Below are 23,992 nucleotides of genomic sequence, written 5' to 3'. Positions count from 1 at the left end.
TTGATTGCATTTATTTTAAGGCTTTTACATAACTGATATATACTATAAAAGCAAGGTTTTGGAGAAATTAGGAGGAAACTAGATGAAAGCCAAAATTAGTGATGTAGCAAAAATTGCAGGTGTTTCACCGACTACAGTTTCTCGTGTATTAAATAACCGTGGTTACATAAGCAAAGAAACGCGAGAAAATGTTTATAAAGCAATGAAAGAAATTAATTATTTCCCAAATGATATTGCGCGTTCATTATTTAATAAGCGAACAAATTTAATCGGTATGATTGTCCCGCAAACGAGCAACCCTTTTTTCGGAGAGTTAGCCTTTCACATTGAAAGCATATGTGCTTCCCTTAACTACAAAGTACTTCTTTGTAACAGTCTGAATCGAATTGATAAAGAAAAAAAATACGTAGAAATGCTTATCAGAAATCAGGTAGACGGTGTTATTGCCGTTACTTATAATAGAGGTATTTTTGATTCCGAAAGTCAAAGCCTTCCTGTAGTAGCAGTGGATCATTATTTATCAAAAGATATTCCTACCGTATCTTCTGATAACTATTCTGGAGGAGAACAAGCCACGGAATTGCTTATTTCAAAAGATTGTAAGCATATTATTCATATTAACGGTCCCCTTAAACTTGAAACTCCAGCTAACTTAAGAAGGAAAGCTTATGAAAACGTGATGAAACAGTACGGAAAACAGCCTATCACGTATGAGATTTCAAATACCTTTGACCGCAACATTCAGCGAGAAACTATTTCTAAGGTTTTTGAAGAACATCCGGAAGTAGATGGTATTTTTGCAAGCGATGACTTACTTGCAGCTTTAGTAGTTGCTGAAGCACAAAAAAGAGGAAAAAGCATCCCAAAAGATTTAAAAATCGTGGGCTATGATGGAACGGAAGCCAGTCAGACTTTGTTACCTGGTCTAACTACAATTCAACAGCCCATTGAATCGATTGCTCAAACAGCCATTGATATTTTACTAAAAGAAATTGAAGGAGAATTTAGTAATGTCCCCCGTGAAATCTGTCTTCCAGTTAAGCTTCTAGAAGGGCAAACAACGTAAAAATACGTTTTTTATAAAATAAATATCAGTTTGTTGCATATTCTTCTTCCTTTATTCACACCTTAACGTTACAGAAAGGAGTTGAATACAATGGCAAACAATAAAAGCAGCAATAATAATGAATTATTAGTATACGGAGCTGAACAAGCAATCGATCAAATGAAATATGAAATCGCTAGCGAGTTCGGAGTAAATTTAGGAGCTGACACTACTGCACGTGCAAACGGATCAGTAGGCGGCGAAATCACAAAACGTCTTGTACAATTAGCTGAGCAACAACTGGGCGGCGGACGTTTCTAAGACAATTTCATACACACCATGACTTAAGGAAGAATGGATATCCATTCTTCCTTTTCATATATTTAATTTCCATCTTTATATAAAAATTATTATTGCTCATCCTCTTTACTGACTGATTTTGTTTTTCCTTTCTTTAGTACAGCACTGATTCCTAAACAACAGACAGCTGCTATCCATCCGGAGATGAGAAAATAAACGGAAGTATTTGCAAAGAGTGTACCTATTAAAATAAACAGGCCTCCGAGAATAATAAAAAGGACGTGACCTTCACCATTTTTTTTCACCTTCATCACCTCTCCCCTACCTACGTATACAAACTACTGTTCAGATACAAAAGAAACTTCTTGATAAACAAGAAGTTTTCTTACGTCCGTTTCTTTTTCAATAAAAAATAAAGGTGTTTTCTTTTTATTTATTCAACAAAACCACTCAATATTCTTCTCAATTACGTGCTATTCAATAATTTCTCCTGTTTTATACTCTTTCATAAATACATCAATAACATCTCCTGCTTCCTCGTTCTCCTCCTGCATTTGAACGAGTATTTCGTTTTGTGCATTTACCGAAAGAATTCTGACATCCGACATTCGGTTTATGTCCAGCTGCAGTTCCAAATCTTTGGCAACTTCATCAGCTTTTAGTGAATCTTTGATAATATATCTGTGACTTCTCACGACATTCGCTCCTTTACGTTATATGAACGAATATAGTTTATCCAAACTATCACTACACAATGACATTTTTTCTTATGTCTTTTATTTAAACAAAACAAAAAAACGGCTTTTATCAGCCGTTTTTTTGTTTTGCTTTTCGATTATGAAAAAGCATATTTATTTCTTTATTTGACCGTTCTCTGTCTCAGGTATCATACGTTTATTTATTCCGAATGCATAAAAACTAATGACAACGAGAGCGAGGAAGATAACTCCTACAATAAGTGAAATACGCGTTTCATCATTAAACCACATGCCTACAAGCACCATTAGTAGAAAAGCAATGGTTACATAGTTCGTTACAGGCGCAAAGGGCATTTTGAAAGGATGGCTATCCATTTCAGCACCTTTAGCTTTACGGAAACGAATTTGGCTGATAAGAATAATGAACCAAGGAATCATTCCAGGAAGCACGCTCGCACTGTATACATAAACAAATACATTAGGTGGAGCGATGTAGTTTAAAATAACACCAATTACTAATCCAATCATAACAGCGAGCGTACTGTAAATTGGAACGCCGTTGCGAGAAATTTTTGTAAAGAATTTAGGTGCTTGACCGTTTACACCGAGCGTATAAAGCATGCGTCCTGCACTAAAGATTCCGCTATTACAGCCTGACATCGCTGCTGTAATAACAACAAAGTTAATGATACCTGCAGCTGCCGTAACGCCAACTTTAGCAAATGTAGATACAAATGGACTTCCTAAAGAATCTAGCTCATTCCAAGGATAGACCGTCACGATGACGAAAATAGCTCCAATATAAAAAATTAAAATACGCCAAATGATGCTTTGAATTGCGTTTCTTAACGTCTTTTTAGGATCCTTTGCTTCACCAGCTGTAATCCCAATTAGCTCGACTCCTTGATAAGCTGCAATAACAAGAGATAGCGCAAAGAAAAAGCCTGACCATCCGCCTGCAAAGAAGCCTCCGTGTGCCCAAAGGTTTGATAATCCGATTGCGTCTCCCCCGTTTCCAAATCCGAAGAAAATCAACCCAAGTCCTGCGATAATCATTAAAATAATCGTTACAATCTTAATCATTGCAAACCAAAATTCAAACTCTCCAAATGATTTTACTGAAATTAAGTTCGCTGTGCCTAAAATCAACATGGCGATAATACCAGGCACCCAAGCTGGTAAATTTGGGAACCAGTAATGCATATATGCTCCTACTGCTATAATTTCAGACATCCCTACGATTACAAACTGAAACCAGTTGCTCCACGCAGCCATATAACCTGCTAATGGATGAATATATTTGTGGCCAAATGTAGCGAATGAACCTGTGCTTGGTTCCATGTACAGCATTTCGCCCATAGCACGCATAATAAAGAAAATAAACATTCCGCAAATTGCGTAAGCAAGCAATACCGACGGACCTGTCCATTGTATGGTGCTTGCTGATCCCATAAATAATCCAACGCCAATTGTTCCGCCTAGCGCGATCATTTGAATGTGACGGGATTCTAAGCCTCTTTTTAGCTCTTTGTCTGCCATTCCATTTCCTCCTCCTAAACTTGTTATAGCTCTGTTAGGAAAGATACTTTTTGTGTCTGATGGAACAGCTATCGTTTTTAAAACCTTCCATTTTTACCTAGTACCTTTACAACTAAACTATTTTTTCTATTTTTAGCTATTCGACTGTATAATTACTTATTTTATAATAATAAATTTTCCTCAGAAATACAATTGTTTTTTTCAGAAAAACACTTAAGTAAACCATTTACCTTTGTCAAATCAGTCATCTTCGTAAAATAGTTTTTTATTTCAGTATAATTAAAATTTTATGAATATTAAAAATAAATATAGGCTCAGCTTGGATGTTGGAACACTCTCTTTCTCAAGGATAACAAAATGAAACCACTACTTAATCGAATAAATTCCTTTCTTATACTTTTACGTTTTTTCTTTCTTTTCTTAGGGAATTTATCCATAGAAAATAGAGATGAGGAGGGATTTTTCCATGTGGCAAGCTGCGATGTGGGGCGGAATTTCAGGATCAGCTGTCCTTCTTGGGGCTTTGGCAGCAGTTTTTTTACCTATCGGCAAAAAGATAATTGGTTATATTATGGCTTTTGGGACGGGTGTATTAATTGGAGCATCTACCTATGAGCTGCTTGGAGACTCAGTTCATAGCGGCGGGTTAAAAGCCACTTCTCTTGGATTCCTTGCGGGGGCTGTCGTTTTTACTTGTTTAGACTATCTAATTTCACGTCAAGGAGCGAATAAAAGAAAGAGGTCTACAAAACAAATGGCCGCGAATAGTTCTGGAATTGCTATATTTATAGGAACCGTAATGGATGCAATCCCAGAGTCAACTATGATTGGAGCTAGCTTAATTGAAAATGCAACCGTTAGCTGGCTTCTTGTTATCGCTATTTTTATAAGTAACATTCCTGAAGGACTGTCCAGTACGGCCGGTCTAGTAAAAAGCGGATTCTCTAAAAAGAAAATTTTTTTACTATGGGCAGCTGTTTTGTTCATTTCAGCTTTTAGCTCATGGACAGGATTTGTTTTTTTAGATCATGCATCTGAACCACTTATGGCTGCTATTGCTGCTTTTGCAGGCGGCGGTATTATTGCTATGGTAGGTTCTACAATGATGCCAGAGGCCTATGAAGACGGAGGGGCTATTACAGGATTGATTGCTGCACTTGGATTACTTGCTTCACTGATGCTGGATCATTTTTCTTAATCGTCTTCATACTACTTCTATCGTTTCCAAGTAGAAAACAGAAAGCCTTCTACTTGGAGACATTTATCTCAATCACATCATTATGAATGTGTCTTCTTAATAAGTAAAATCATAGTTTTCCTTTATTTCCCGAGTAAAAGCTTTCCAATCCGTAGCTTCAAATTCCGCATCCCGTGCTTTTAACTCTTTTTCCATTCCTTGAATCTCTTGAACAGCTTCTATTGTTCTTTCACTTCCTGGCCCTACTCTCCAAATTAATTCTTTGTATTCTTGTATTTTCTGTCGCAGCGAAGCGTTATCCATTTCTACATATTTTGACATGTTTCTAAGCTCCTTTTTCTTATTTCTATTAACCATATCATATTTCATATAAATTTTTTTGAGATTAACTTTAACTTACTAAATACTGCTATACAGGACTTTGCGGCCTGCTAGTTTTGAGAAAAATCTAATTTTTAGAAAAAAATATAAAATAACCAGTTTAATCCTTTTTTGGCCGGGAAGACAGACTATGAATTCAAATTTATTAGGAGGGATGCAAGATGGCAACTAATAAAAAGAATGACAAAATGAGTCGTGAGGAAGCAGGAAGAAAAGGTGGAAAAGCTACTTCCAAAAATCATGACAAAGAGTTTTACCAAGAAATTGGTGAAAAAGGCGGAGAAGCTACTTCCAAAAATCAAGGTAAAGAATTTTACGAGGAAATTGGAAAAAAAGGCGGCAGATCCAGCAACAGCCAGCGTAATAATTAACTAATATTTGAAGTATATAAAAAACTCGAGGAAGAAAAGTTCCTTATAGATAGTAATAGTACAAGCTACAGGAACTTTTCTTCTTCTAACTAATCTTTTCCATCTCCTTACGGTAATGGGCTAACGATACATCTTTGACGGATGAGAATAGCTCTGAATCAATAAAAGGAATCAATTTCTCTCCTATTTCCCAAGCATTACATTCGATTTGATACAAAAGCCATATATCTTCTGTTTGATCAAATTTTGCACTCAAAGATAAAAGGTCTTCATCTAGCGCATGACCTAATTCATGAGCTAAAATAATCCATTGATAAGATTCTAAACACTCATTTGAACCAAACAAGTGCCGACACTGTATTTTAATATCTTTGTCATATAAAAAAATAGAATGCGTGCTAGGGACATACTTTCCGCCTACACACCGCGTTCCAGGAAACTCATCTTCAATAACTAGCTTTATTGTTGGATCTACTCCATGAACAAGATCATGTAAATTCATAAAATCCCCCACTTCTTTTCTCCAAACTTTAACTTTTTTCCAAAAATACATATACAGATTTACCATTATGCATACGTTTATCTAAAATAACGTATGTATGGTTTTTTTTCAATATGTACACAGCTATATATAAAAAAGCAAGCATAGCTGCTTGCTTTTTTATGTATGAAAGCGGTGCTTCAACTTTTAAATTGCCCACTTATCCTTACAGTTTTATATGTAAAATTTTATTAACGATAACGACTTGAATATTCGAGAATGCTGCGCAGCATTTGACGTGTACTCTGTGATTCATTTGTACGTTCTTTATATTCAAGAGGACGACTAGGCGTTGACTTATTTTCTTTTTTATACTGAGAATTTTTGTGTTCTGACACGTTTTTTCACTTCCCTATCTCTATTTTATCCAGAGCAGCTCAAAGCTGCTCTTTTGTCTGTCACTCTTTTATTTGTTATGACGGCTTACTTTTGCTTTTTGAAGCTCATCTGTATGAATATCGTTTGATAAAATACTTTTATTCACATTATCGACAGCTGCTGCACTGCTGCTGACTCCTTGGTTTGTGCTTTTATTTTGTTTACTCATTCCATCCACCTCCATGTGTAACGTCTATATTTTATGGAGTTATAAAAAGAAAATAAGAGGTAGTATTAGGAAAATGACCTTCTTTTCTTTTTGCTTGCATCCCTCACATTGAATAAAAAATAAAATCTCCATGTTTAACAGAATGCACCAGAAATAAATGTTCATACTATAGAGTAGAAATTCTGCATATTTATTTTGAAAATATAGGAGGAAATAAGTGTGAGTACAAATAGAAACACACTATCCATTTTTGCTTTAGGCGGCATTAATGAAATAGGAAAAAATATGTATGCCGTTCAATATGATGATGACATCATTGTAATTGACTGCGGCTCTAAATTTCCTGACGAAAGTTTATTAGGAATTGATTTGATCATACCTGATATTACATACTTACAAGAGAATCGAGAAAAAGTTCGAGCACTGGTTGTTACGCATGGTCATGAAGATCATATTGGAGGTATTCCTTATCTTCTAAAACAGTTAAGCCTCCCCATTTATGCAACAAGCCTTACACTCGGGTTAATCGATATTAAACTGCAGGAACATCACTTATCTGCTGAGACGGAGCTTATTGAAATCAACGAAGAGTCAGAAATTACATTAGGCAATATTCCGCTTTCTTTTTTTAAAACGAATCACAGCATTCCAGATTGTCTTGGAATTGTCTTTCATACGCCTGAAGGAGCTGTGGTTCATACGGGGGATTTTAAGTTTGATTTAACTCCTGTTAACGACCAATATCCAGATCTTCATAAAATGGCGAAAATCGGCAGTGAAGGTGTACTAGCTTTAATATCAGAAAGTACAAATGCTGAACGCCCTGGATTTACGCCTTCAGAAAAGCTAGTTGGCAAACATGTAGAAGAAGCTTTTCGTAAAGCAAAGCGAAAAGTGATTATTTCTACTTTCGCCTCGAATGTTAACCGCGTACAGCAAATTGTAGATGCAGCGATTAAAACGAACAGAAAGCTTGCGCTGCTAGGAAGAAGCATGGTTAATGTTGTATCAGTTGCGTTAGAGAAAGGGTATTTAACCATTCCTGAAGGAATGCTGATTGAACCTTATGAAGTACATTCACTTGCGCCTGAACAAGTCGCTATTCTCTGCACTGGAAGCCAAGGCGAGCCGATGGCCGCTTTATCTAGATTAGCCAGCGGAAATCACCGACAAGTAGAGATTCTTCCTGAAGACACGGTCATTTTATCAGCAGGGCCAATTCCTGGCAATGAACGTAATATCTCTCGTATTGTCGACAGTCTTTTCACACTCGGGGCTCATGTGATTTATGGTTCAGGAAGCGCAACAGGGATGCACGTATCAGGACATGGATATCAAGAAGAACTAAAATTAATGGCTACATTAATGAAACCAAAGTATTTTATCCCGATTCACGGTGAGTTTCGTATGCTTCATCACCACAGCTTATTAGCAGAATCCGTCGGGGTGGAAAAAGAGAACATTTTTATTATAAATAACGGTGATATTGTTGACATCAAGGGCGGAACAGCTGTTCAAACAAGAAAAATCCCTGCAGGCAATGTATATGTAGACGGTTTTGGCATTGGCGATGTTGGAAACGCGGTTTTACGTGACCGCAAACAACTTTCAGAAGATGGCATGCTGGTTATTGTGATTACTTTAAATAAAACGGAAGGAAAAATTGTGTCTGGTCCAGATACCATTTCACGAGGTTTTGTTTATACAAGAGACTCAGAGCAGTTATTGAAAGATGTTAATCGACAAGTGACTAAAATTGTAAATCAATTGCAAAAAGCGCACGTTCACCAATGGAACATTATGAAAAAAGAAATTAAGACCACCCTTGGACAGTTCTTATATAACCAAACGAAAAGAAGACCTATGATTCTTCCCATCATTATTGAAGTTTAATCCCTCCAGCAAAAACTGCCTTAGTCCCCACTAAGGCAGTTTTTCCCTTATAAATCCGAAGCTTAACCTAAAGTTAGAAGTTGCCTTCTGTAGTTTATGAATAGGCACTGCTTTTATATGTATGGTTAAAAGTGTTAGGTGTATTTCTTCTTTTTTACCCCATTCTATAAGAGAGATATTTCACCGCAAATATCTTGTGAAAGTATCCTATCCTTGAGGTGATTATGATGAATGATAAAAATCATGTAGATCAGCATTCAGAACTATTCCGCCACAACTGGACGAGACCGAAGCGTTCAAAGTCCCAAGTAAATGGACATACAGAGATGTCTCAAACGAACATCATCTTGCGAAGTAATGCAAAAGCTCATCGTTGGTAAGGATACACTTCAACAAAAAAAGACGCGAACGCGTCTTTTTTTGTTATTGGCCGTCTGCTCCGCTTTGAGTTATCTTGCGAATATGAACATCTTCATAATTATTTTCTCGTAGCGCTTTTGCTTTGTCATCTACTACTTGTTTTTGATCTACTTGTGAAGAAGGAGTCTGCTTGTTTTTTGGCACGATCATAACCACCTTTTATTTTTGTAATTGTACAACGTGCATAGTGTCCCTCATAAAGATTAAATATATGTTAGCTAGCAGCTTCTTCTTCTTTCCACTTATGGCGCAGTTTTAAAATAACAAGGCTTATGACAATTAAGAAGCCTAGGCTTGCAAAGAAACCTGGCCTGCTTGCAGATTCTAACAGCGTACCGCTTACTGCTAGCAGGATTAATAAGAGGCCAACAGCTTGTTTTACTTTATCCCAAACGGTTTGTTTGATTAAGCGATGAAACGAAATTAAAATAAAAAACCAGTTATAAATCAGCATCAGTCCAGCTGCTGTTGTAATGTACTCATAAATTTTCCCGGGCAATAGCAAGGAAAGAACAATAGAAACAACTAATCCCGCTGTTGTTAAAAGTAAAGCCGGTAAAGGAAACTGCAGCTTTTTCTGTTTTTGTTTTGAAAACAATGCAGGAGCATCTCCATCTTCTGAAAGAGTGACAATCATTGTTGTTACGGAAAAAAAAGACGCTGACATCGTTGAGAAACCCGCAATAATCATTGCTCCATTAAAAACATGAGGAAAAAATGGAAGATGATATGTTTCTAAAGCCGTTATAAATGGACTTTGATTTCCATGAAAATCATGAAATGGCACAATTAAAATAGCTAAACTCAGTGAAACAATATAAATAATTCCAAGGAGAATAAGCATACTTCTTCCCGCTTTTGGTGCGTCTTCTTTTTTTTCTAAACGAACCGTCATGATTCCCATGACTTCGATGCCTCCGAAAGCATAAAAGGCATAAAGCAAAGCGCCCCATAAACCTAAAAATCCATGAGGAAATACTTCACTTATCGTTCGCGGCACTCCTTGTTTGGCACCTTCATCAAGAAATCCAAATAAAGCGAGACTAGCTAATATAATAAACATTAAAATAGCAGCCACTTTTGTGACAGCAAATACATTTTCCATTCGTTCAAAACCTTTTGTTCCAATTAATACAACAGCAATGCCTAAAACAGCATAAATAGAGGCAAAGACCCACAGTGGAATATCTTCAAACCAAAAACGTGTAAAAAGAGATAAAGCCGTGAGTTGACTCCCCATGATCAGCATCTCTGAGCTCCAGTATACCCATCCGCTGCTAAATCCTGCCCATCTTCCATAAGCTTTTTTAGCATAGGAGCGAAACGAACCTTTTTGAGGATCTTGGGCACTCATTTTAGCAAGCGCCTCAAATACAATAAATGTGCATACTGCTGCTAGTAAAAAAGCAATTAATACAGAGGGGCCCGTGGCTTTTATTGCAATACTTGATCCTAAAAAATAGCCTGTACCGATTATGCAGCCTACTCCGATTAAAGAAAGCTGCCACCATTTTAATTTCCCTTCAGCCTGACTTCCACAGCCTATTTTCTTTTTCATACTATCACTCCTTACACTTCGATGTAGTGTGTGATAGTTTGAAAAATTTATGCGTAAAAAGAGGCACCTTTCTACTATTTTTCAGCAGATAGAAAACGCTTTAAATTCAGTTCTGCTTTCCCCTCTTTTAAATAATGAATTGCTGTACAGCTTGCCAGCCGAAATATATACCAAATCCTATTAGAGAAAGGCCGGATATAACGGAAACAGCGGTCAAAAACGTCGCTGCTAAATACCTTCGAAAAGTGCTTGCTAAAGCTGCCATAGCAATATCCCAGCATAAAATCCCTGTAAAAATAGCACAGCTGTATAAAATAAGCTGTTCTGTTTCGTATGTATTAGCTGTTTTGGCTAAAACAGAGCCATAAATACCGAGCCAAAAAAGAATAGTAAGCGGGTTTGTTAATGAAAGTAAAAAACCTGAAAAAAAACACTTTACGACCGAATCTCCTTTTGCGTTTCTATGCTGTGTAATTTTCCCTGCGCTCATTACCCCTTCAATACCGGTATAAATTAATACGAAGCATCCAAACGAAAAAAGAAACGTTTTCATAAAATCGCTGCTTAAAAAATGAACGGACCCGAAATAAACTACAAGCATATAAAGAGCGTCAACCGATGTTGCTCCTATCCCTAAGAACCAAGCATGTAAAAAGCCATTTTTGATTCCTTTATCAAGCTGAGCGGCGTTGATGGGACCGATTGGTGCGGCTAACGATAGCCCTAATAATACATAGCTAAAAAAAGCTCCCACATGTATCCCTCCCTCCCTGCTTCTGAGGTTTTATAAATTGAACTACGATAAATGTATGCAGCCTGCTTAGCTTGTACTACGTAATTTTTATTTTATTTCTAAATCCTTTTGTATAGCGACGAAAAAGCAGCGCATGTTAACTGTAAATACTATACAGAAGGATGAGAGGCATGAATTCATACACTCATATTAAAGAGGCACTACAATTAGCTGAGCAGGCTGTTTATCAAGGACAGATGAATTTGAATGGAGCTAATTTTCAAAATGCTCAAATGCATTTGAATATCGTTCAGCAGCAAATTAATGAACAAAAAGAAGCGGCGTCTGGTGATAAAGAATTAAGACGAATGGAAGAGCACTTAAGACATTTACGCGAAGCGCAGCAGGCTATTCAGCAAAATTTTTAATAAGAGTAATAAACATAACTGTTTTCTCACTTTCAGATAAACAAATCTGAAAAAGCTCTAAGAACACACTGTGTTCTTAGAGCTTTTAATCCTTTATCCTAAAAAAAAGAAAGGAGAAAAACTCCTTTCTTTTTTTACATTAATTATACTTTTGCCGGAACTTTAACGCCCATGATCGCTTTTGGCTCTAGATATTCTTCAATACCAAATGCTCCCCACTCGCGTCCAATACCAGATTGTTTGAATCCGCCGAATGGCGCAGCTCTGTCTTGCTCGGCATCGTTGACGATGATTTGACCAGCTCTAATATTTTTAGCAACATAATCAAGTGTTTCTTGGTCTTTTCCGACCGCATAGCCTGCAAGTCCATAAATTGTATCATTTGCAATTTCAAGAGCTTGCTCTAGATCATCATACGTAATAATAGTCGTTACAGGTCCAAAGATTTCTTCTTGTGCAATAACCATATCATTTGAAACGTCAGTAAAGACTGTCGGTTTAACAAAATATCCTGTCTCTAAGCCGTCTGGTTTGCCCGTTCCGCCAGTAAGAAGTTTTGCACCTTCGTCCATTCCTTTTTTAATATAATCCTGTACGCGATCCCACTGTTTTTCCGCTACGAGCGGTCCAGTTACGTTGTCTTTATCTAACGGATCACCAACTGGGAATGATGGCAGAACCTTCTTCACTGCTTCTTCAAATTTTTCCTTCATAGAGGCAGGAATGATAATACGTGTTGCTGCCGTACATACTTGCCCAGTATTCATTGCAATGTGTGAAACTGCTATTTTAGCCGCTTCTTCTACATCCGCATCCTCTAATACAACTAGCGGTGATTTCCCGCCTAGCTCAAGCGCTACTTTTTTGATTGTTTTAGCCGCGTTTTGCATAATTTTCTCGCCTACAGCACCTGATCCTGTGAATGATACAAAATCAATGTCCGGGTGAGAACTAATACCGTCACCGATTGTGCTTCCCGTTCCGTTTACAAGGTTAAAGGCACCTTTTGGTACGCCAGCTTCATCAATGATCTCTGCTAATATCATCGCTGCATACGGTGTAAGTTCTGATGGTTTTAATACCATTGGGCTTCCTGCTGCGATAGCTCCTGCAATTTTAGTAGACGTCTGATTTGTTGGGAAGTTCCATGGTGTAATAAGTCCGCTTACTCCAATAGACTCTTTCACGACCTTGTAGCTTCCATGATCTTTTTCAAATGTGTAATCTTCAAGTGCATTAGCTGCTTCTTTAAAGTGGCTAAGTCCCATTTCATAGTGAACTTCTTCTGAAATCTTTAAAGGAGCGCCAAGCTCTTCAGTCATAACTTCGATAAGTTCCTGTTTACGCTTTTCATATCCTTTTGCAATATTGCGAAGCATTTTGATTCGCTCTTCTTTTGTTGTTTTTGAAAATGTGGGAAGAGCTGCTTTAGCTGCTGCCACGGCTTTATCTAGATCTTCTTTTGTACCTAAGCTAATTTTACCAATTGATTTTTCAGTAGCAGGATTGATCACATCTGACGTTTCGTTTCCTGTTGATTCAACCCATTCTCCGTTAATAAAGTGTTTTAAGTTTGTACGCATTGATTTGATCTCTCCTTTTAGTTTGTTACTTTTAGTTTGTTAATTGTTGAACTATGTCATCTAGTTTTTATCTACCCGCCTGTCTGCTTCTCAAACACCGCTTCTATTATTTTTTGTTTCTTTCACTGCCTTATCCCTTTTCCAATCGGCTTTTGGCAGCTGAATTTTTTTCCTCTGCAGCTTTTTAGTTTTTTATAACAAACAGAGATTGAGTCCTAACGAAATCAAACCAATTTAAAGATGAACAAATGGGATAAGGTAGTGGATTATTTGTTATACCGCTGTTGATTTTCGTGCAAGCCTTCGCTTTCCAAGGGTGTCGATGAGCCCCCTCATCGCTTACGCTCCTGCATGGTCTCACTAAATGAAACCTACATCAAAAAAATCCGAACGAGTTTGATTCTTCATCAAGAATAAAACTCGTTCGGACCTTCCTTTAACTAAAACACTTTTGTTTTCCCCTCTTTTGTATTAACGTACTTCTTGCAAACGATGTACCACTCTGCTTTCAATTAACGGTTCTGTTTGCTGTCTGTATTGTTGATAGTGAGGTGTTTCAATGTGAGCTTCAATATCTTCTTTGCTTTTCCATTTCTCATAAAAAACAAATGTACCTGCTTTGTCTGTATCCTGGTGGAGAGTGTATTGAATACATCCTTTTTCTCCTCTTGATGGTTCAATAACTTTTACTAACTCTGATCGAAGCTCTTCTTCTTTTCCTGGCTTGGCTTTCAAAATGGCGTTAATAATAATTTCTGACATCGTTTTTCCTCATTTCTTTTAAAAATATTTCCCATAAAAAGCTTCCCTCTTTTTGTATTTATTACACTGACCATCATATTTTTTGTATGATGATTGATTTCTCTAGTCCAAGACAGCAAAACATCCATGTTATCAACAGCAGTCTTTCTTGATGCTGTTGATAAAAAAGCCTGTAGGCTTATAGCCTACAGGCTTTTTTACATCTTATTTCAATAATTGTTTCACGACTGCTTTTGCTACGCTGATTGTTGACTGAGGATTTTGACCTGTTATTAGGTTGCCATCTGCTTGTACATTATCTGTCCAGTTTGGAGCAGTTACTACATTTGCACCAAGTTCACGCAGACGTGTTTCCAAAAGAAACGGCATGAAGCGATCCAATGTTGTTTCACGTTCTTCATCATCTGTAAACGCAGCAACATCTTTTCCTTCGACCAACGGCTTTTCATCTGATAATGTAACACCTACTAAACCTGCGGGTCCGTGGCATACAGCGGCTACTACTTTGTCTCCTTCGTATAGTTCACGAATTAAAGCGTGGAGCGTTTGATTATCTGGCAGATCAAACATTGTGCCGTGACCGCCTGGTAAGAAAACAGCATCGAATTTAGCACTATCTGTAATTGCATCAAGTTTTAGGGTATTCTCTAGATGCTTAGCTGTATTTAAGATTTCTTGAGAAGTCTCTCCTTCAAGGCTGCGAGCATCCACCGGCGCTTTTCCTCCTAGAGGACTTGCTACAGTAATAGTAAATCCAGCTTTTTCGAACTCTACGTACGCTTCACCAAATTCTGAAAGCCAAAGGCCTGTTGAATGATTTTCTTTCATTTTGTCAGCCGTTGTTACGACCATTAATATATGTTTAGACATAGTAACGTCCTCCTGTAAATAAAGATAGTATTTTCTGTTTCCGCCTTACACACCATATTGTAAGAGAGGAATTGCTATAATACAAATTAGAAAATATCTGCTTATCCATAAATATTTTTATAGATACTGTGGACGTCTTTGTTAATAAAGCATCTGTGAAAGAAACAATCATATAACACCTGAACTTATTTTTTATGCACTCAAAAAAACCGCCCTTTTGAGTAAGCGCGGTTTTTTTCCAGAAAAGCATAGAATTTATCTTTTATTTTAAAGAGCAGATTGAGCGTTCATTTGTTTCACTTTCATTTCTCCCGTTTTTTTAAGACTTACCATAAAAATAAACGAAATACAGTACAGCCCCGCCAAGTACGTCATCGCTACCGTCATATCATAGTTTTGCAAAAGGTAGCCGACAAGGATGGGTGACAACCCTCCGAGCGCTCGCCCGAAGTTAAAAATGGTGTTCGTTGCAGTACTGCGAACCTCTACTGAATAGTGACTGCTGATCAAGGCTCCGTATCCTGCGAACATTCCGTTTGAGAAAAATCCGACTACGGCTCCTCCTATAAGCAGCCCTGCACTTCCTTCGGCGTACGAGTATAAAAATACCGCACAAGCTGAAGCGAGAAGAAAGATTCCAAAAGTACGTTTCGAACCAAAACGATCCATAAATTGACCAAATGTTAGCATGCCTATAATCATTCCAACAGCTGTACTGATTGTCCAAAGAGCTGAACTTGAAACAGAGAGGCCTTGTGATTGCTGAAGCATAGACGGAAGCCATATCATGAGTCCGTTATAGCCTGCAATTTGAACTGTAGCCATCACTGCCAGCGAAATAGTCGTCATCGCCGTTCTAGGCGTAGCAAATAATTGACGAAGCTTGCCATTATTTTTAACAACGGCTGTTTTCTCTTTTTGAGCTTTTAGCCACTCAGGAGATTCGTTTAAATTTTTTCGTACGATAAAAGCAAAAATGACGGGGATGATTCCGACAAAGAACAGCGCTCTCCATCCGAAAACCGGCAAAATCAGAGAACTTAAAAGCGCCGCAAGAATAACTCCAAATTGTGCGCCAATACTAACATAAGATGAAGCTCTTCCTTGCTTATGTTTCGGCCACGCTTCTGCTACAAGAGCCATACCGATTCCGTACTCTCCTCCAGCCCCAATTCCGGCAATAAATCGTGAGGCATACACTTGTTCAACATTTGCTGCAAAACCTGTTAATGCCGTTCCGACTGCAAATAGAAGAACCGTGTAGGTAAAAACCCGCACTCTTCCAAATTTGTCTGCTAAAATTCCGAAGATGACGCCGCCTATGAGCATTCCTATATTTGTAATAGAAGAAATAAGTCCGCCTGTTGCTAAATCAATGTGAAATTCAGCAATAATCATTGACATAGCAAACGAGATAAACATAATGTCCATCCCTTCTAACGTCAAACCTGCTACTGATGCTACAACTGTCTTGTTACGATAATTCATGTTGTTCCACCCTCCACTGTATTCTTTCTGTATCAACGCTCTTTCTTTTTTGAAGGAATGGATAAATAACATATGTCCATTCTCTTTTGAAGCCTCTCTGGACTTCGTTTAAAAGAGGTACGTAACGCATAAAAGCCCTTTTGTCGCAGAGGGCAAAAGGGCACAGATAGGCATAGAAGCAGTAAACAGGTTATCCGTCCTTTTCGGCCTCTCTGGACCGTCTTAAAGGCAGTTATTATATTAATCCTTATGTTAACACGCCGCACAGAACCTTTCAATAAGAAAAACATCTTCTTTAAAGCAGCTATGTACATCTCTCACTTTTTACGTTCATACTATTTTGTCCATTATTTTTTTAAATGTGGTTAAAACCAAAACCTAACGTATCATGTTCAAAGCCTTTTTTCGGCGCACCTATCGTTCCATACACACAAACGCTAATCCATTCGTCGCTTGAGCCTGAGACCTCAATTTTTCCGCGCACAATTGAAAATGTAAGTCCTACCGTTCGTAAAATATCACCCAGCTGAAGCGTTCCTCGACTAACTCCTTGAATGGCTTCAAGTATAGCATGATAAAGAGCGTGGACTTCCCGGTACGACTGGGCATTAATAATTTTGTTTGTCTTGGCACTCGTTTCAATTGCTGCCACAACTTTAGACAGCTCCATCGCTCCGACTTTTCCAACTGTATAGCTATATCCTCTCTCTCTTATTTCCTTTTCAATACCTTCAGCTAGTTCCGTATTATGTAAAAGAACGAGTAAAGATGTTAATCTTCCCATTGAAAAATCATTGACTTGTTGAAATTTATTGCTCAACTGTCATTCCCTCCCTTCTATCCCCTTATTATTTTAACAGATGGTACCTGAAAGGGTGTTGATTATTCAACGAACGAGCGCTCACTTAAAGAGGCAGAGAATCTATGTGTACTCTCCACCACTGTTACGAAGGAGAACTTGCATAAACAAGTACCCCACCTTTTAGTAAGCGCTTACTTTGTTTTCAAGAAAGAAATCATTTTTCTCTACTTACGTTAAGACAAGCTGTGATTCAACTTTTAACTTTCCCAGCATCTCTCTCGTCATTTTTTCTAGGTTATATTCTGCTTTAAACCCCCACTCTTCTACCGCACAGCTGGAATCTATATGGTTGGGCCAGCTTTCAGCAATTGCTTGTCGAACAGGATCTACTTGGTAATTCAGCACAAATTCAGGAATCGTTTTTCTGATTTCAGTCGCCATTTGTTCTGGATCAAAGCTCATGGCAGAAACGTTAAATGAATTTCGGTGCTTCAGCTTAGAACCGTCTGCTTCCATTAGTTGGATAACGGCATTTAATGCATCGGGCATATACATCATATCCATATAGGTGCCTTTGTCAATATAAGATGTATAGCGCTTGTGCTTAACGGCTTCATAGTAGATTTCAACAGCGTAGTCCGTCGTACCTCCACCTGGAGGCGTTACGTATGAAATTAAGCCTGGAAAACGTAGCCCTCGTGTATCTACTCCGAATTTATGGTGGTAGTAATCGCAAAGTAATTCACCCGCTACTTTATTAACACCATACATCGTGGTAGGACGTTGAATTGTATCCTGCGGCGTCCAGTCTTTTGGAGTCGTTGGACCAAACGCGCCAATTGAACTTGGAGTAAAAAATTGGCACTGAAGCTCGCGCGCTACTTCCAGCGCGTTTACTAATCCGCCCATATTTAGATTCCACGCCAGAAGCGGCTTTTGCTCGGCTGTCGCTGATAACAGCGCAGCCAAGTGAATAATGGTATCGACTTTATGCTTTTGGGCAATTGTAAATAACGCAGTCTGATCTGTTACGTCTAAAATCTCGAATGGACCTGAAGTCACAACATCGCTCGTCGTCTTACGAATATCAGTGGCAATAATATTCTCTGAACCGTACATCTTTCTCATTTTCATTGTTAATTCAGAACCGATTTGTCCTAGAGACCCCGTTATTAATACTTTTTTCATCTCAATATCCTCCTCATGTACTGCTTAGATTCAACGTTTAGATTAATTTCATTTCCTTGCCTACTTTTTTGTAGATACGAAGTGCTTCATCTAACATTTCTTTTGTATGAGCAGCCGTTGGCATATTGCGAACGCGTCCTGTTCCTCTTGGAACGGTAGGGAAAACAATTGATTTAGCGTATACCCCTTCTTCTATTAATCTCTCACTAAAAATCTGCGTTTGATTTTCATCTCCTATAATGCACGGAGTAATAGGTGTTTCACTTGCACCGGTATCAAAGCCCAGCTCTTTTAATCCTTGCTTTAAATAACGGCTGTTTTCCCACATTTGATCCTGCAGCTCTGTACTTGTGCTTAAGATTTCAATCGCTTTAATACATGCAGCAGCCGTGCCTGGTGTAATAGCAGTCGAGAATAAAAACGGACGGCTTCTTACTTTTAGCCAGTCAATTAAGTCTTTTTTTCCGGCTACGTATCCGCCTACAGCTCCAATCGCTTTTGACAATGTTCCAATCTGGAAGTCTACTTTTTCAGATAAGCCAAGATGTTTGACTGTGCCCATACCTTTACCTAATACGCCCGACCCGTGAGCATCATCTACGTATGTGATTAAATCAAATTCCTCTGCGATTTCTACAATTTCCGGAAGCTTAGCAATGTCTCCATCCATTGAGAATACACCGTCGGTAATTACCATTATTTTATTATAGGCACCGGACTTTTGTGCTTCGCCTGCTTTTGCACGAAGATCTTCCATATCCGAATGCTTGTAAGGAATAATTTTTGCTTTTGACAATCGGCATCCGTCAATAATTGAAGCGTGATTCAGCTCATCTGATAAAATCGCGTCATGTTTATCCATAACCGCGGAGATAGCTGCCATATTGCAGTTAAAGCCAGATTGGTAAGCTATAGCTGCTTCCGTATGCTTAAACTCGGCAAGCTTTTCCTCTAGCTCAATATGAATATCTAGAGTTCCATTAATTGTCCGGACAGCTCCAGCCCCCACTCCATATTTTTCAGTCGCTTTGTTGCACGCACTAATAAGCCTTTCGTCTGTAGCAAGCCCCAAATAGTTGTTGGAAGATAAATTAATTAGTTGTTTCCCCTCAATTTGAATAACAGGCCCGTTTGGTCCCTCTACCGGATTGATAACGTTGTACAGCCCTTTATCTTTTAAGTCTTCTAAATTATTATTCAAGAATTCTTTTAAACCTCTGCTTGTCATCTTCCATACCTCCTCATTGTTGTTCAACACGTCTTATAAACTTCTCTTTTCCCCATTAAAAGATTAATCTAAGCACTTACAGTATATGAGTTAAAATTCAAGTGTATTTCTGAGAAATACAAATGTTTCTTTTGAAAGCGCTTAAAATTCAATACTTATAGAATTTATAATAATCAACAACCAAGTAAATGTCCATACTAAAAAAACAAAAAATAAGAAATTTTCGGCAATAATAAAAATCCGTCCTTCTGTTAACGATTTTCCCCGAACGTTATTAGACAATATCTTTTTTCTTTTCTCTCTTTGATAATTCTTTTAAAAAAGAGACTGATACATAACTAATTCAACAGCTAAAAGCACCTACATTCACCTACCAATAAAAAAATCCGAACGAGTTTGGTCCTTAATCAGACTCGTTCGGATTGTCCTTCAATTAAAATACTTTTATAACAGTCTCTTCCGTTACTTTTGCACAGATACATTCTTTATTTTTTCATGTCTTGTTTTTACTAGAAAGCATGAAACAACAAAGCTTAGTAAGGCTGCTAAAAACGTTCCGCTGTAAATAATGTGAACACCTGATGCAAGAATTTCATGCAGCTTTGACAGTTCTTCTGGTGGTACCCCGCCTGTCTCAAACGAAGCATTCAAATTTTCTTGCCCTAATTTCTTTGCTTGTGAAAGCGTCACTAAGTTAAAAATTGTACCAAACACTGCGGAACCTAGCGTTTGACTAAATGTATTTGTAAACGTATTAAGAGCCACTGCTACTCCTCTTTTGCTAGCTGGAACCGCTGATTGAATAACTAGCATAAAAATAGGCGTAATAATACCCATTCCTAACCCAAGGACCCCAACGGCTACATAAATTAAAAATACGGGTGAGTGGGTGGAGACTAAAAACAGCATAAAACATGCTGTACTTACGATTCCCGTGCCCAGCGTAAGAATGGAGTGCGTTTTAAGACGCCCCACTAAATTCCCTGAAAGCAGTGAACCAATCGTCCAGCATACTGGCATAGGCATTAGTACAAAACCTGCAGCAGTTGCACTTTTCCCCAGCACCCCTTGACTCCAAATTGGAAGGTAGACCGTAATACTGATAACTACTGATCCAACAAGAAGTGTTAATAAGTTTATAACAGATACACTTCGAATGGAAAACAGTTCAAGCGGGATAAGCGGTTCGGGCGATTTCTTTTCGATATAAATAAAGCCAATGAATGTCAGAACAGCTAGAACAAATAATCCTATAATGGTTGGATCTCCCCAGTTTTGATGCTGACTTCCGGTTAAAAGCGCGTATAAAAACGCAATGGTTCCCACTGAAAACGTCACCGCTCCAATGTAATCGATATAGCGTTTTTCTTTTACCACTTCTTCTTTATAGTTTACTAAAAGAACAAAAAAAGCCATTAGTCCAAACGGTATATTTAAAAAGAAAATATAGCGCCAAGACAGCGTATCGACTAAAAATCCCCCAAGAAGAGGACCGAGAACTCCAGCAACTCCCCAAACTGCGCTAATCCATCCTTGCGCTTTGGCTCTTTCTTTTGCTTCTTCATACAAGTCGCCAATAATAATCATTGTAAGCGGCATAACGACCCCGGCGCCAAGACCTTGGATTGCTCTATAGACAATTAATTGCTGCATCGAAAAGCTAAGTCCGCAAAGTATCGATCCGATTAAGAAAATAATAATTCCCACAAGCATAACTTTTTTGCGGCCGAATAAATCTGCTAACTTTCCGTATATAGGTGTAGATACAGCGGTTGTCAGCATATAAATGGCATATACCCAGCTAACTAGCTCAATGCCCGACAAATCACTTGTAATTCTTGGAACAGCCGTACTGACAATGGTTCCTTCCATTGCAGCTAAAACAGTGACAAGCAGCAGCGCTGTCATGATTCGTTTCCTCATTTTTTTCTCTCCTTACAACTGCGGGCATACCGTGTTTTTTCTTGAAGAAGATAAAAGCGGTTTCAATATACGGATACCCTTTTAGCCTTTATATGTATGTGATGCCCCGCATATAGTTGCTGCCATATGCAGCCAAATAATTATTTTACTATAAATTTTTTCAAAGCGATAGATAATTTCAAAAATATGACTTTCCTCTCATTAATAGAAACATGCGTACATGATGTTTAATTTCCTTTTTCAATTACAAAAAAGCACCCCGTAACACCTGGTACGGGATGCTTTTACGTATTTTGTATAATCAACTTAATCGGGGGTCTTTTAATAAACGTTCCATTTCTTCCATATGATTTGTTTCATCTGCAATCATATCCTCAAGTTTGACAACAAGCTCTGTTAACCCTAACTCTTCTGCTTGTTTTTTACGCTCTTCGTAGCGCTGGATAGTTTCTTTTTCAGCCTTGCTCGCTTCTTTAAGCATTTCCGTCACGTTTGAAACGTGCTTCACCTCAGCCGGCTTTGTTGTTGGCTCACCGCCAAGGTTTTTGATTTTTTCTGATAAATAAAGGGCGTGTCCTTGCTCGTCAGGAATTTCTCCTTCAAAGAAAGGTTTTAAAATTTGATATTCTAGGCCGGTTACTGTAGACGCATAGTAAGTGTACTGAATAACCGCCGAATATTCACCCGCTAAATCGGTATTAAGTCCCTCTATTAGTTGTCTCATTTTCTCTTCCATTTGAATAAACACCCTTTCATTTGCTGTTAGTAGACATGTACCCTTTCTGCCTAGTCCTAAACCACAATAAGGCGATATTCTGCTCCTGCTTTTTAAAAGTAGGGAAATTACTGAATGGAGCGAAGATGTTTGATTTCTATATTTTTAAAGAGAGACGTTCCTCCTTGAGAGAAAAGCGTAATTCCTTGGTCGTTGTATCGCGGAAAAACCTCGCTAGAATGCACGGTTTTCCCATCATCAACAAAGACTTCAATGCTTGTTTTATCTACCAATATCTTCAAATGAACATTTTTCTTGCCTGCATCAAAGTAATCACGGCTTTCCACATACTTTTTGCTGTGATCAGGCTGATTGCTATAGCTTCTGTTCACATATGAGACGTTATCTTCTGCAAAAATGCCCACATCAATGTGCCGCTTTTGATCTGCGGACTCTCGAAGTCGTAAGCCTACATTTTCTGCATCTGACCATGAAATATCTGTATCAAGCTGATAAGCTTCACCTTTTATCTTTAACTTTTTCTCTCCGTTTACTTCTACTTGTTCAAGAGAGTTTGTTGAATCAGTTAGCTGATTTAATTCTTCGACGGGCTTTGATAACAGGCTGTACTGATCGTCGTCTTGTTTTGAAAGCGTAATTTCACGGGTTACTGAATCGAAGCCGTTAAACCCTTCTTTCATCGTTGGCGTCTTATCCGGATAATCCCAGTTGTTCATCCATGCAAAAGCGTAGCGTTTTTCTAAGGAACCTTTATTTTTACCGTCTTCAAACGTGACTGCTCCGTACCAATCAAAGCCATGATCGAGCCATTGCGGCTCATCCATATCGGGAGTGAATGTTGTTCCATCGTAATGTCCTGTCCAATAAGCATAGGTGTTTGGCTTTCCGCTTTCTTTTCCATTTGCACTTGTCCCGAGAACCCACTTAACTGTCCCGTCATCTGCCTTCATTTGAAAAAGATCTGGACATTCGGTAATGCCAATATCTTTAGTTACAAATCCTCCCGTATACGTCCAATCCTTTAGATTAGAAGATTCATAAAATCCGATTTTTTCACCTTCTGACATGACGAGAACCCACTTGTCATGTTCATTATCCCATATGACTTTGGGATCTCTAAAATCTTTGGTGCCTGGATTAGGCATGATAGGATTTTTGCTATATGATTTAAAGGTTTTTCCTCTATCGGTACTATACCATAGATACTGTTCTTGCTTTTGTCCATCAGCAGAAGGCTGGGTCATAATCGCTACAATTGCGCCTTTACCAAAGCCTGCTGTATTCTCTTTATCTTCTACAACGGATCCGGACCATATATCGCCATTTTTATTTGTATACTTTGGAATAGCTACTCCTTCATCTTTCCAGTGAACCAAATCTTTAGACGTTGCATGTCGCCATTCCGTCCCGTTCCCTTTAGGGTAATCATGATTGTATAAGTAATAGTAATGATACTCCCCGTCAAAATAAATAGGCTTTTGAGGATCATTTTTCCATTTATCAGGCGCGCTAAAGTGATACACCGGGCGATAAGTGGATTCACTTTTATTCCCTTTTTCTTTTCCTTGATCTTTTGTATCCTCTTTTTTGGATACGCCTGCTATAATGAGTCCGGCTATTACAACTAAAAGAACGGCAAGCGTTATCCATTTATAAGCACCTTTTTTCTTCAAACAAACCCCGCCTTTCTCTTTTTTGTCTACATCGAATAAAACAAAAGAAAATGGTGATTGTAATCACCATTTTCTTTTGTTGCTATT

At 38.2% G+C, this 23,992-nt stretch carries 27 protein-coding genes; 7 read left to right on the top strand and 20 right to left on the bottom strand.

Annotated elements, in window-relative coordinates; translation table 11 throughout:
• Positions 1 to 82: 82 nt before the first annotated feature.
• Positions 83 to 1,066 (top strand): LacI family DNA-binding transcriptional regulator, encoded by a 984-nt coding sequence (locus U9R83_RS07935; RefSeq protein WP_014460803.1) that lies wholly within the window; start codon positions 83 to 85, stop codon positions 1,064 to 1,066.
• 90 nt (positions 1,067 to 1,156) lie between these two features.
• The gene (locus U9R83_RS07930) at positions 1,157 to 1,366 is read left to right on the top strand and encodes an alpha/beta-type small acid-soluble spore protein (RefSeq protein WP_013058452.1); all 210 of its coding nucleotides are present in this window, start codon (positions 1,157 to 1,159) and stop codon (positions 1,364 to 1,366) included.
• 89 nt (positions 1,367 to 1,455) lie between these two features.
• On the opposite strand, the gene U9R83_RS07925 is transcribed toward U9R83_RS07930, so the two are convergent.
• The 3 genes from U9R83_RS07925 to U9R83_RS07915 all read right to left on the bottom strand — a co-directional run bounded on the left by U9R83_RS07925 (position 1,456) and on the right by U9R83_RS07915 (position 3,582).
• Positions 1,456 to 1,656, bottom strand: a complete 201-nt coding sequence (locus U9R83_RS07925; protein ID WP_045291392.1) for a hypothetical protein — start codon at positions 1,654 to 1,656, stop codon at positions 1,456 to 1,458.
• 162 nt (positions 1,657 to 1,818) lie between these two features.
• Entirely contained in the window at positions 1,819 to 2,040 is a 222-nt protein-coding gene (locus tag U9R83_RS07920; protein ID WP_016763596.1) for a hypothetical protein, read from the bottom strand.
• 156 nt (positions 2,041 to 2,196) lie between these two features.
• Positions 2,197 to 3,582 carry an amino acid permease gene (locus U9R83_RS07915; RefSeq protein WP_243549034.1) on the bottom strand — a complete coding sequence of 462 codons (1,386 nt, stop codon included), beginning with the start codon at positions 3,580 to 3,582 and terminating at the stop codon, positions 2,197 to 2,199.
• A gap of 466 nt (positions 3,583 to 4,048) precedes the next feature.
• Between U9R83_RS07915 and U9R83_RS07910 the strand changes: the two genes are divergently transcribed.
• Positions 4,049 to 4,780: a ZIP family metal transporter gene (locus tag U9R83_RS07910; protein ID WP_328575187.1), complete on the top strand. Its 732-nt coding sequence runs from the start codon at positions 4,049 to 4,051 to the stop codon at positions 4,778 to 4,780.
• A gap of 96 nt (positions 4,781 to 4,876) precedes the next feature.
• On the opposite strand, the gene U9R83_RS07905 is transcribed toward U9R83_RS07910, so the two are convergent.
• A complete protein-coding gene (locus U9R83_RS07905) occupies positions 4,877 to 5,101 on the bottom strand; it encodes a hypothetical protein (RefSeq protein WP_014460808.1) in 225 nt (74 codons plus the stop codon).
• A 221-nt stretch (positions 5,102 to 5,322) separates the two neighbouring features.
• Here U9R83_RS07905 and U9R83_RS07900 point away from each other — a divergent pair, with 221 nt between their 5' ends.
• Positions 5,323 to 5,532, top strand: coding sequence for a KGG domain-containing protein (locus U9R83_RS07900; protein WP_014460809.1), 210 nt, complete (start codon positions 5,323 to 5,325; stop codon positions 5,530 to 5,532).
• An 85-nt stretch (positions 5,533 to 5,617) separates the two neighbouring features.
• Here the strand turns inward: U9R83_RS07900 and U9R83_RS07895 are convergent, their stop codons facing one another.
• From U9R83_RS07895 to U9R83_RS07885, 3 genes are all read right to left on the bottom strand, one after another.
• Complete coding sequence (locus U9R83_RS07895; RefSeq protein ID WP_217028316.1) at positions 5,618 to 6,034, bottom strand: hypothetical protein; 417 nt, start codon at positions 6,032 to 6,034, stop codon at positions 5,618 to 5,620.
• Positions 6,035 to 6,264: 230 nt separating this feature from the next.
• Positions 6,265 to 6,411, bottom strand: coding sequence for a hypothetical protein (locus tag U9R83_RS07890; protein ID WP_014460813.1), 147 nt, complete (start codon positions 6,409 to 6,411; stop codon positions 6,265 to 6,267).
• A gap of 68 nt (positions 6,412 to 6,479) precedes the next feature.
• On the bottom strand, positions 6,480 to 6,620 hold the full coding sequence (locus tag U9R83_RS07885; protein WP_013056280.1) for a hypothetical protein: 141 nt from the start codon (positions 6,618 to 6,620) through the stop codon (positions 6,480 to 6,482).
• 219 nt (positions 6,621 to 6,839) lie between these two features.
• Between U9R83_RS07885 and U9R83_RS07880 the strand changes: the two genes are divergently transcribed.
• Positions 6,840 to 8,513, top strand: coding sequence for a ribonuclease J (locus tag U9R83_RS07880; RefSeq protein WP_182421144.1), 1,674 nt, complete (start codon positions 6,840 to 6,842; stop codon positions 8,511 to 8,513).
• 227 nt (positions 8,514 to 8,740) lie between these two features.
• The gene (locus U9R83_RS07875; RefSeq protein WP_014460817.1) at positions 8,741 to 8,893 is read left to right on the top strand and encodes a YpzG family protein; all 153 of its coding nucleotides are present in this window, start codon (positions 8,741 to 8,743) and stop codon (positions 8,891 to 8,893) included.
• Positions 8,894 to 8,936: 43 nt separating this feature from the next.
• Here the strand turns inward: U9R83_RS07875 and U9R83_RS07870 are convergent, their stop codons facing one another.
• From U9R83_RS07870 to U9R83_RS07860, 3 genes are all read right to left on the bottom strand, one after another.
• Positions 8,937 to 9,077 (bottom strand): hypothetical protein, encoded by a 141-nt coding sequence (locus tag U9R83_RS07870; protein ID WP_189644984.1) that lies wholly within the window; start codon positions 9,075 to 9,077, stop codon positions 8,937 to 8,939.
• 70 nt (positions 9,078 to 9,147) lie between these two features.
• Positions 9,148 to 10,491, bottom strand: a complete 1,344-nt coding sequence (locus U9R83_RS07865) for an amino acid permease (protein ID WP_014460818.1) — start codon at positions 10,489 to 10,491, stop codon at positions 9,148 to 9,150.
• Positions 10,492 to 10,618: 127 nt separating this feature from the next.
• The gene (locus U9R83_RS07860) at positions 10,619 to 11,245 is read right to left on the bottom strand and encodes a LysE family transporter (protein ID WP_014460819.1); all 627 of its coding nucleotides are present in this window, start codon (positions 11,243 to 11,245) and stop codon (positions 10,619 to 10,621) included.
• Between the two features lie 170 nt (positions 11,246 to 11,415).
• Between U9R83_RS07860 and U9R83_RS07855 the strand changes: the two genes are divergently transcribed.
• Positions 11,416 to 11,652 carry a hypothetical protein gene (locus tag U9R83_RS07855; RefSeq protein WP_014460820.1) on the top strand — a complete coding sequence of 79 codons (237 nt, stop codon included), beginning with the start codon at positions 11,416 to 11,418 and terminating at the stop codon, positions 11,650 to 11,652.
• Between the two features lie 143 nt (positions 11,653 to 11,795).
• Here the strand turns inward: U9R83_RS07855 and U9R83_RS07850 are convergent, their stop codons facing one another.
• The 10 genes from U9R83_RS07850 to U9R83_RS07805 all read right to left on the bottom strand — a co-directional run bounded on the left by U9R83_RS07850 (position 11,796) and on the right by U9R83_RS07805 (position 23,905).
• Positions 11,796 to 13,235, bottom strand: coding sequence for an aldehyde dehydrogenase family protein (locus tag U9R83_RS07850; protein ID WP_047751318.1), 1,440 nt, complete (start codon positions 13,233 to 13,235; stop codon positions 11,796 to 11,798).
• 471 nt (positions 13,236 to 13,706) lie between these two features.
• Entirely contained in the window at positions 13,707 to 13,997 is a 291-nt protein-coding gene (locus U9R83_RS07845) for a putative quinol monooxygenase (RefSeq protein ID WP_047751319.1), read from the bottom strand.
• Positions 13,998 to 14,201: 204 nt separating this feature from the next.
• Positions 14,202 to 14,867: a type 1 glutamine amidotransferase domain-containing protein gene (locus U9R83_RS07840; RefSeq protein ID WP_014460823.1), complete on the bottom strand. Its 666-nt coding sequence runs from the start codon at positions 14,865 to 14,867 to the stop codon at positions 14,202 to 14,204.
• Positions 14,868 to 15,134: 267 nt separating this feature from the next.
• Positions 15,135 to 16,355, bottom strand: coding sequence for an MFS transporter (locus U9R83_RS07835; protein WP_014460824.1), 1,221 nt, complete (start codon positions 16,353 to 16,355; stop codon positions 15,135 to 15,137).
• A 355-nt stretch (positions 16,356 to 16,710) separates the two neighbouring features.
• The gene (hutP, locus tag U9R83_RS07830) at positions 16,711 to 17,175 is read right to left on the bottom strand and encodes a hut operon transcriptional regulator HutP (protein WP_014460825.1); all 465 of its coding nucleotides are present in this window, start codon (positions 17,173 to 17,175) and stop codon (positions 16,711 to 16,713) included.
• 210 nt (positions 17,176 to 17,385) lie between these two features.
• Positions 17,386 to 18,345, bottom strand: a complete 960-nt coding sequence (locus U9R83_RS07825) for an L-threonine 3-dehydrogenase (RefSeq protein WP_014460826.1) — start codon at positions 18,343 to 18,345, stop codon at positions 17,386 to 17,388.
• A gap of 37 nt (positions 18,346 to 18,382) precedes the next feature.
• Positions 18,383 to 19,573, bottom strand: a complete 1,191-nt coding sequence (locus U9R83_RS07820) for a glycine C-acetyltransferase (protein WP_208732549.1) — start codon at positions 19,571 to 19,573, stop codon at positions 18,383 to 18,385.
• A gap of 462 nt (positions 19,574 to 20,035) precedes the next feature.
• The gene (locus tag U9R83_RS07815) at positions 20,036 to 21,496 is read right to left on the bottom strand and encodes an MDR family MFS transporter (RefSeq protein ID WP_208732550.1); all 1,461 of its coding nucleotides are present in this window, start codon (positions 21,494 to 21,496) and stop codon (positions 20,036 to 20,038) included.
• A 301-nt stretch (positions 21,497 to 21,797) separates the two neighbouring features.
• Positions 21,798 to 22,232, bottom strand: a complete 435-nt coding sequence (locus U9R83_RS07810; RefSeq protein ID WP_013056263.1) for a ferritin-like domain-containing protein — start codon at positions 22,230 to 22,232, stop codon at positions 21,798 to 21,800.
• Between the two features lie 107 nt (positions 22,233 to 22,339).
• A complete protein-coding gene (locus U9R83_RS07805; protein ID WP_116737150.1) occupies positions 22,340 to 23,905 on the bottom strand; it encodes a glycoside hydrolase family 32 protein in 1,566 nt (521 codons plus the stop codon).
• Between the last annotated feature and the right edge of the window lie 87 nt (positions 23,906 to 23,992).

It is taken from the genome of Priestia sp. LL-8, assembly GCF_036227845.1.
In the GTDB taxonomy this organism is placed as follows: domain Bacteria; phylum Bacillota; class Bacilli; order Bacillales; family Bacillaceae_H; genus Priestia; species Priestia zanthoxyli.
This window is presented reverse-complemented; position numbering and strand designations above follow the sequence as displayed.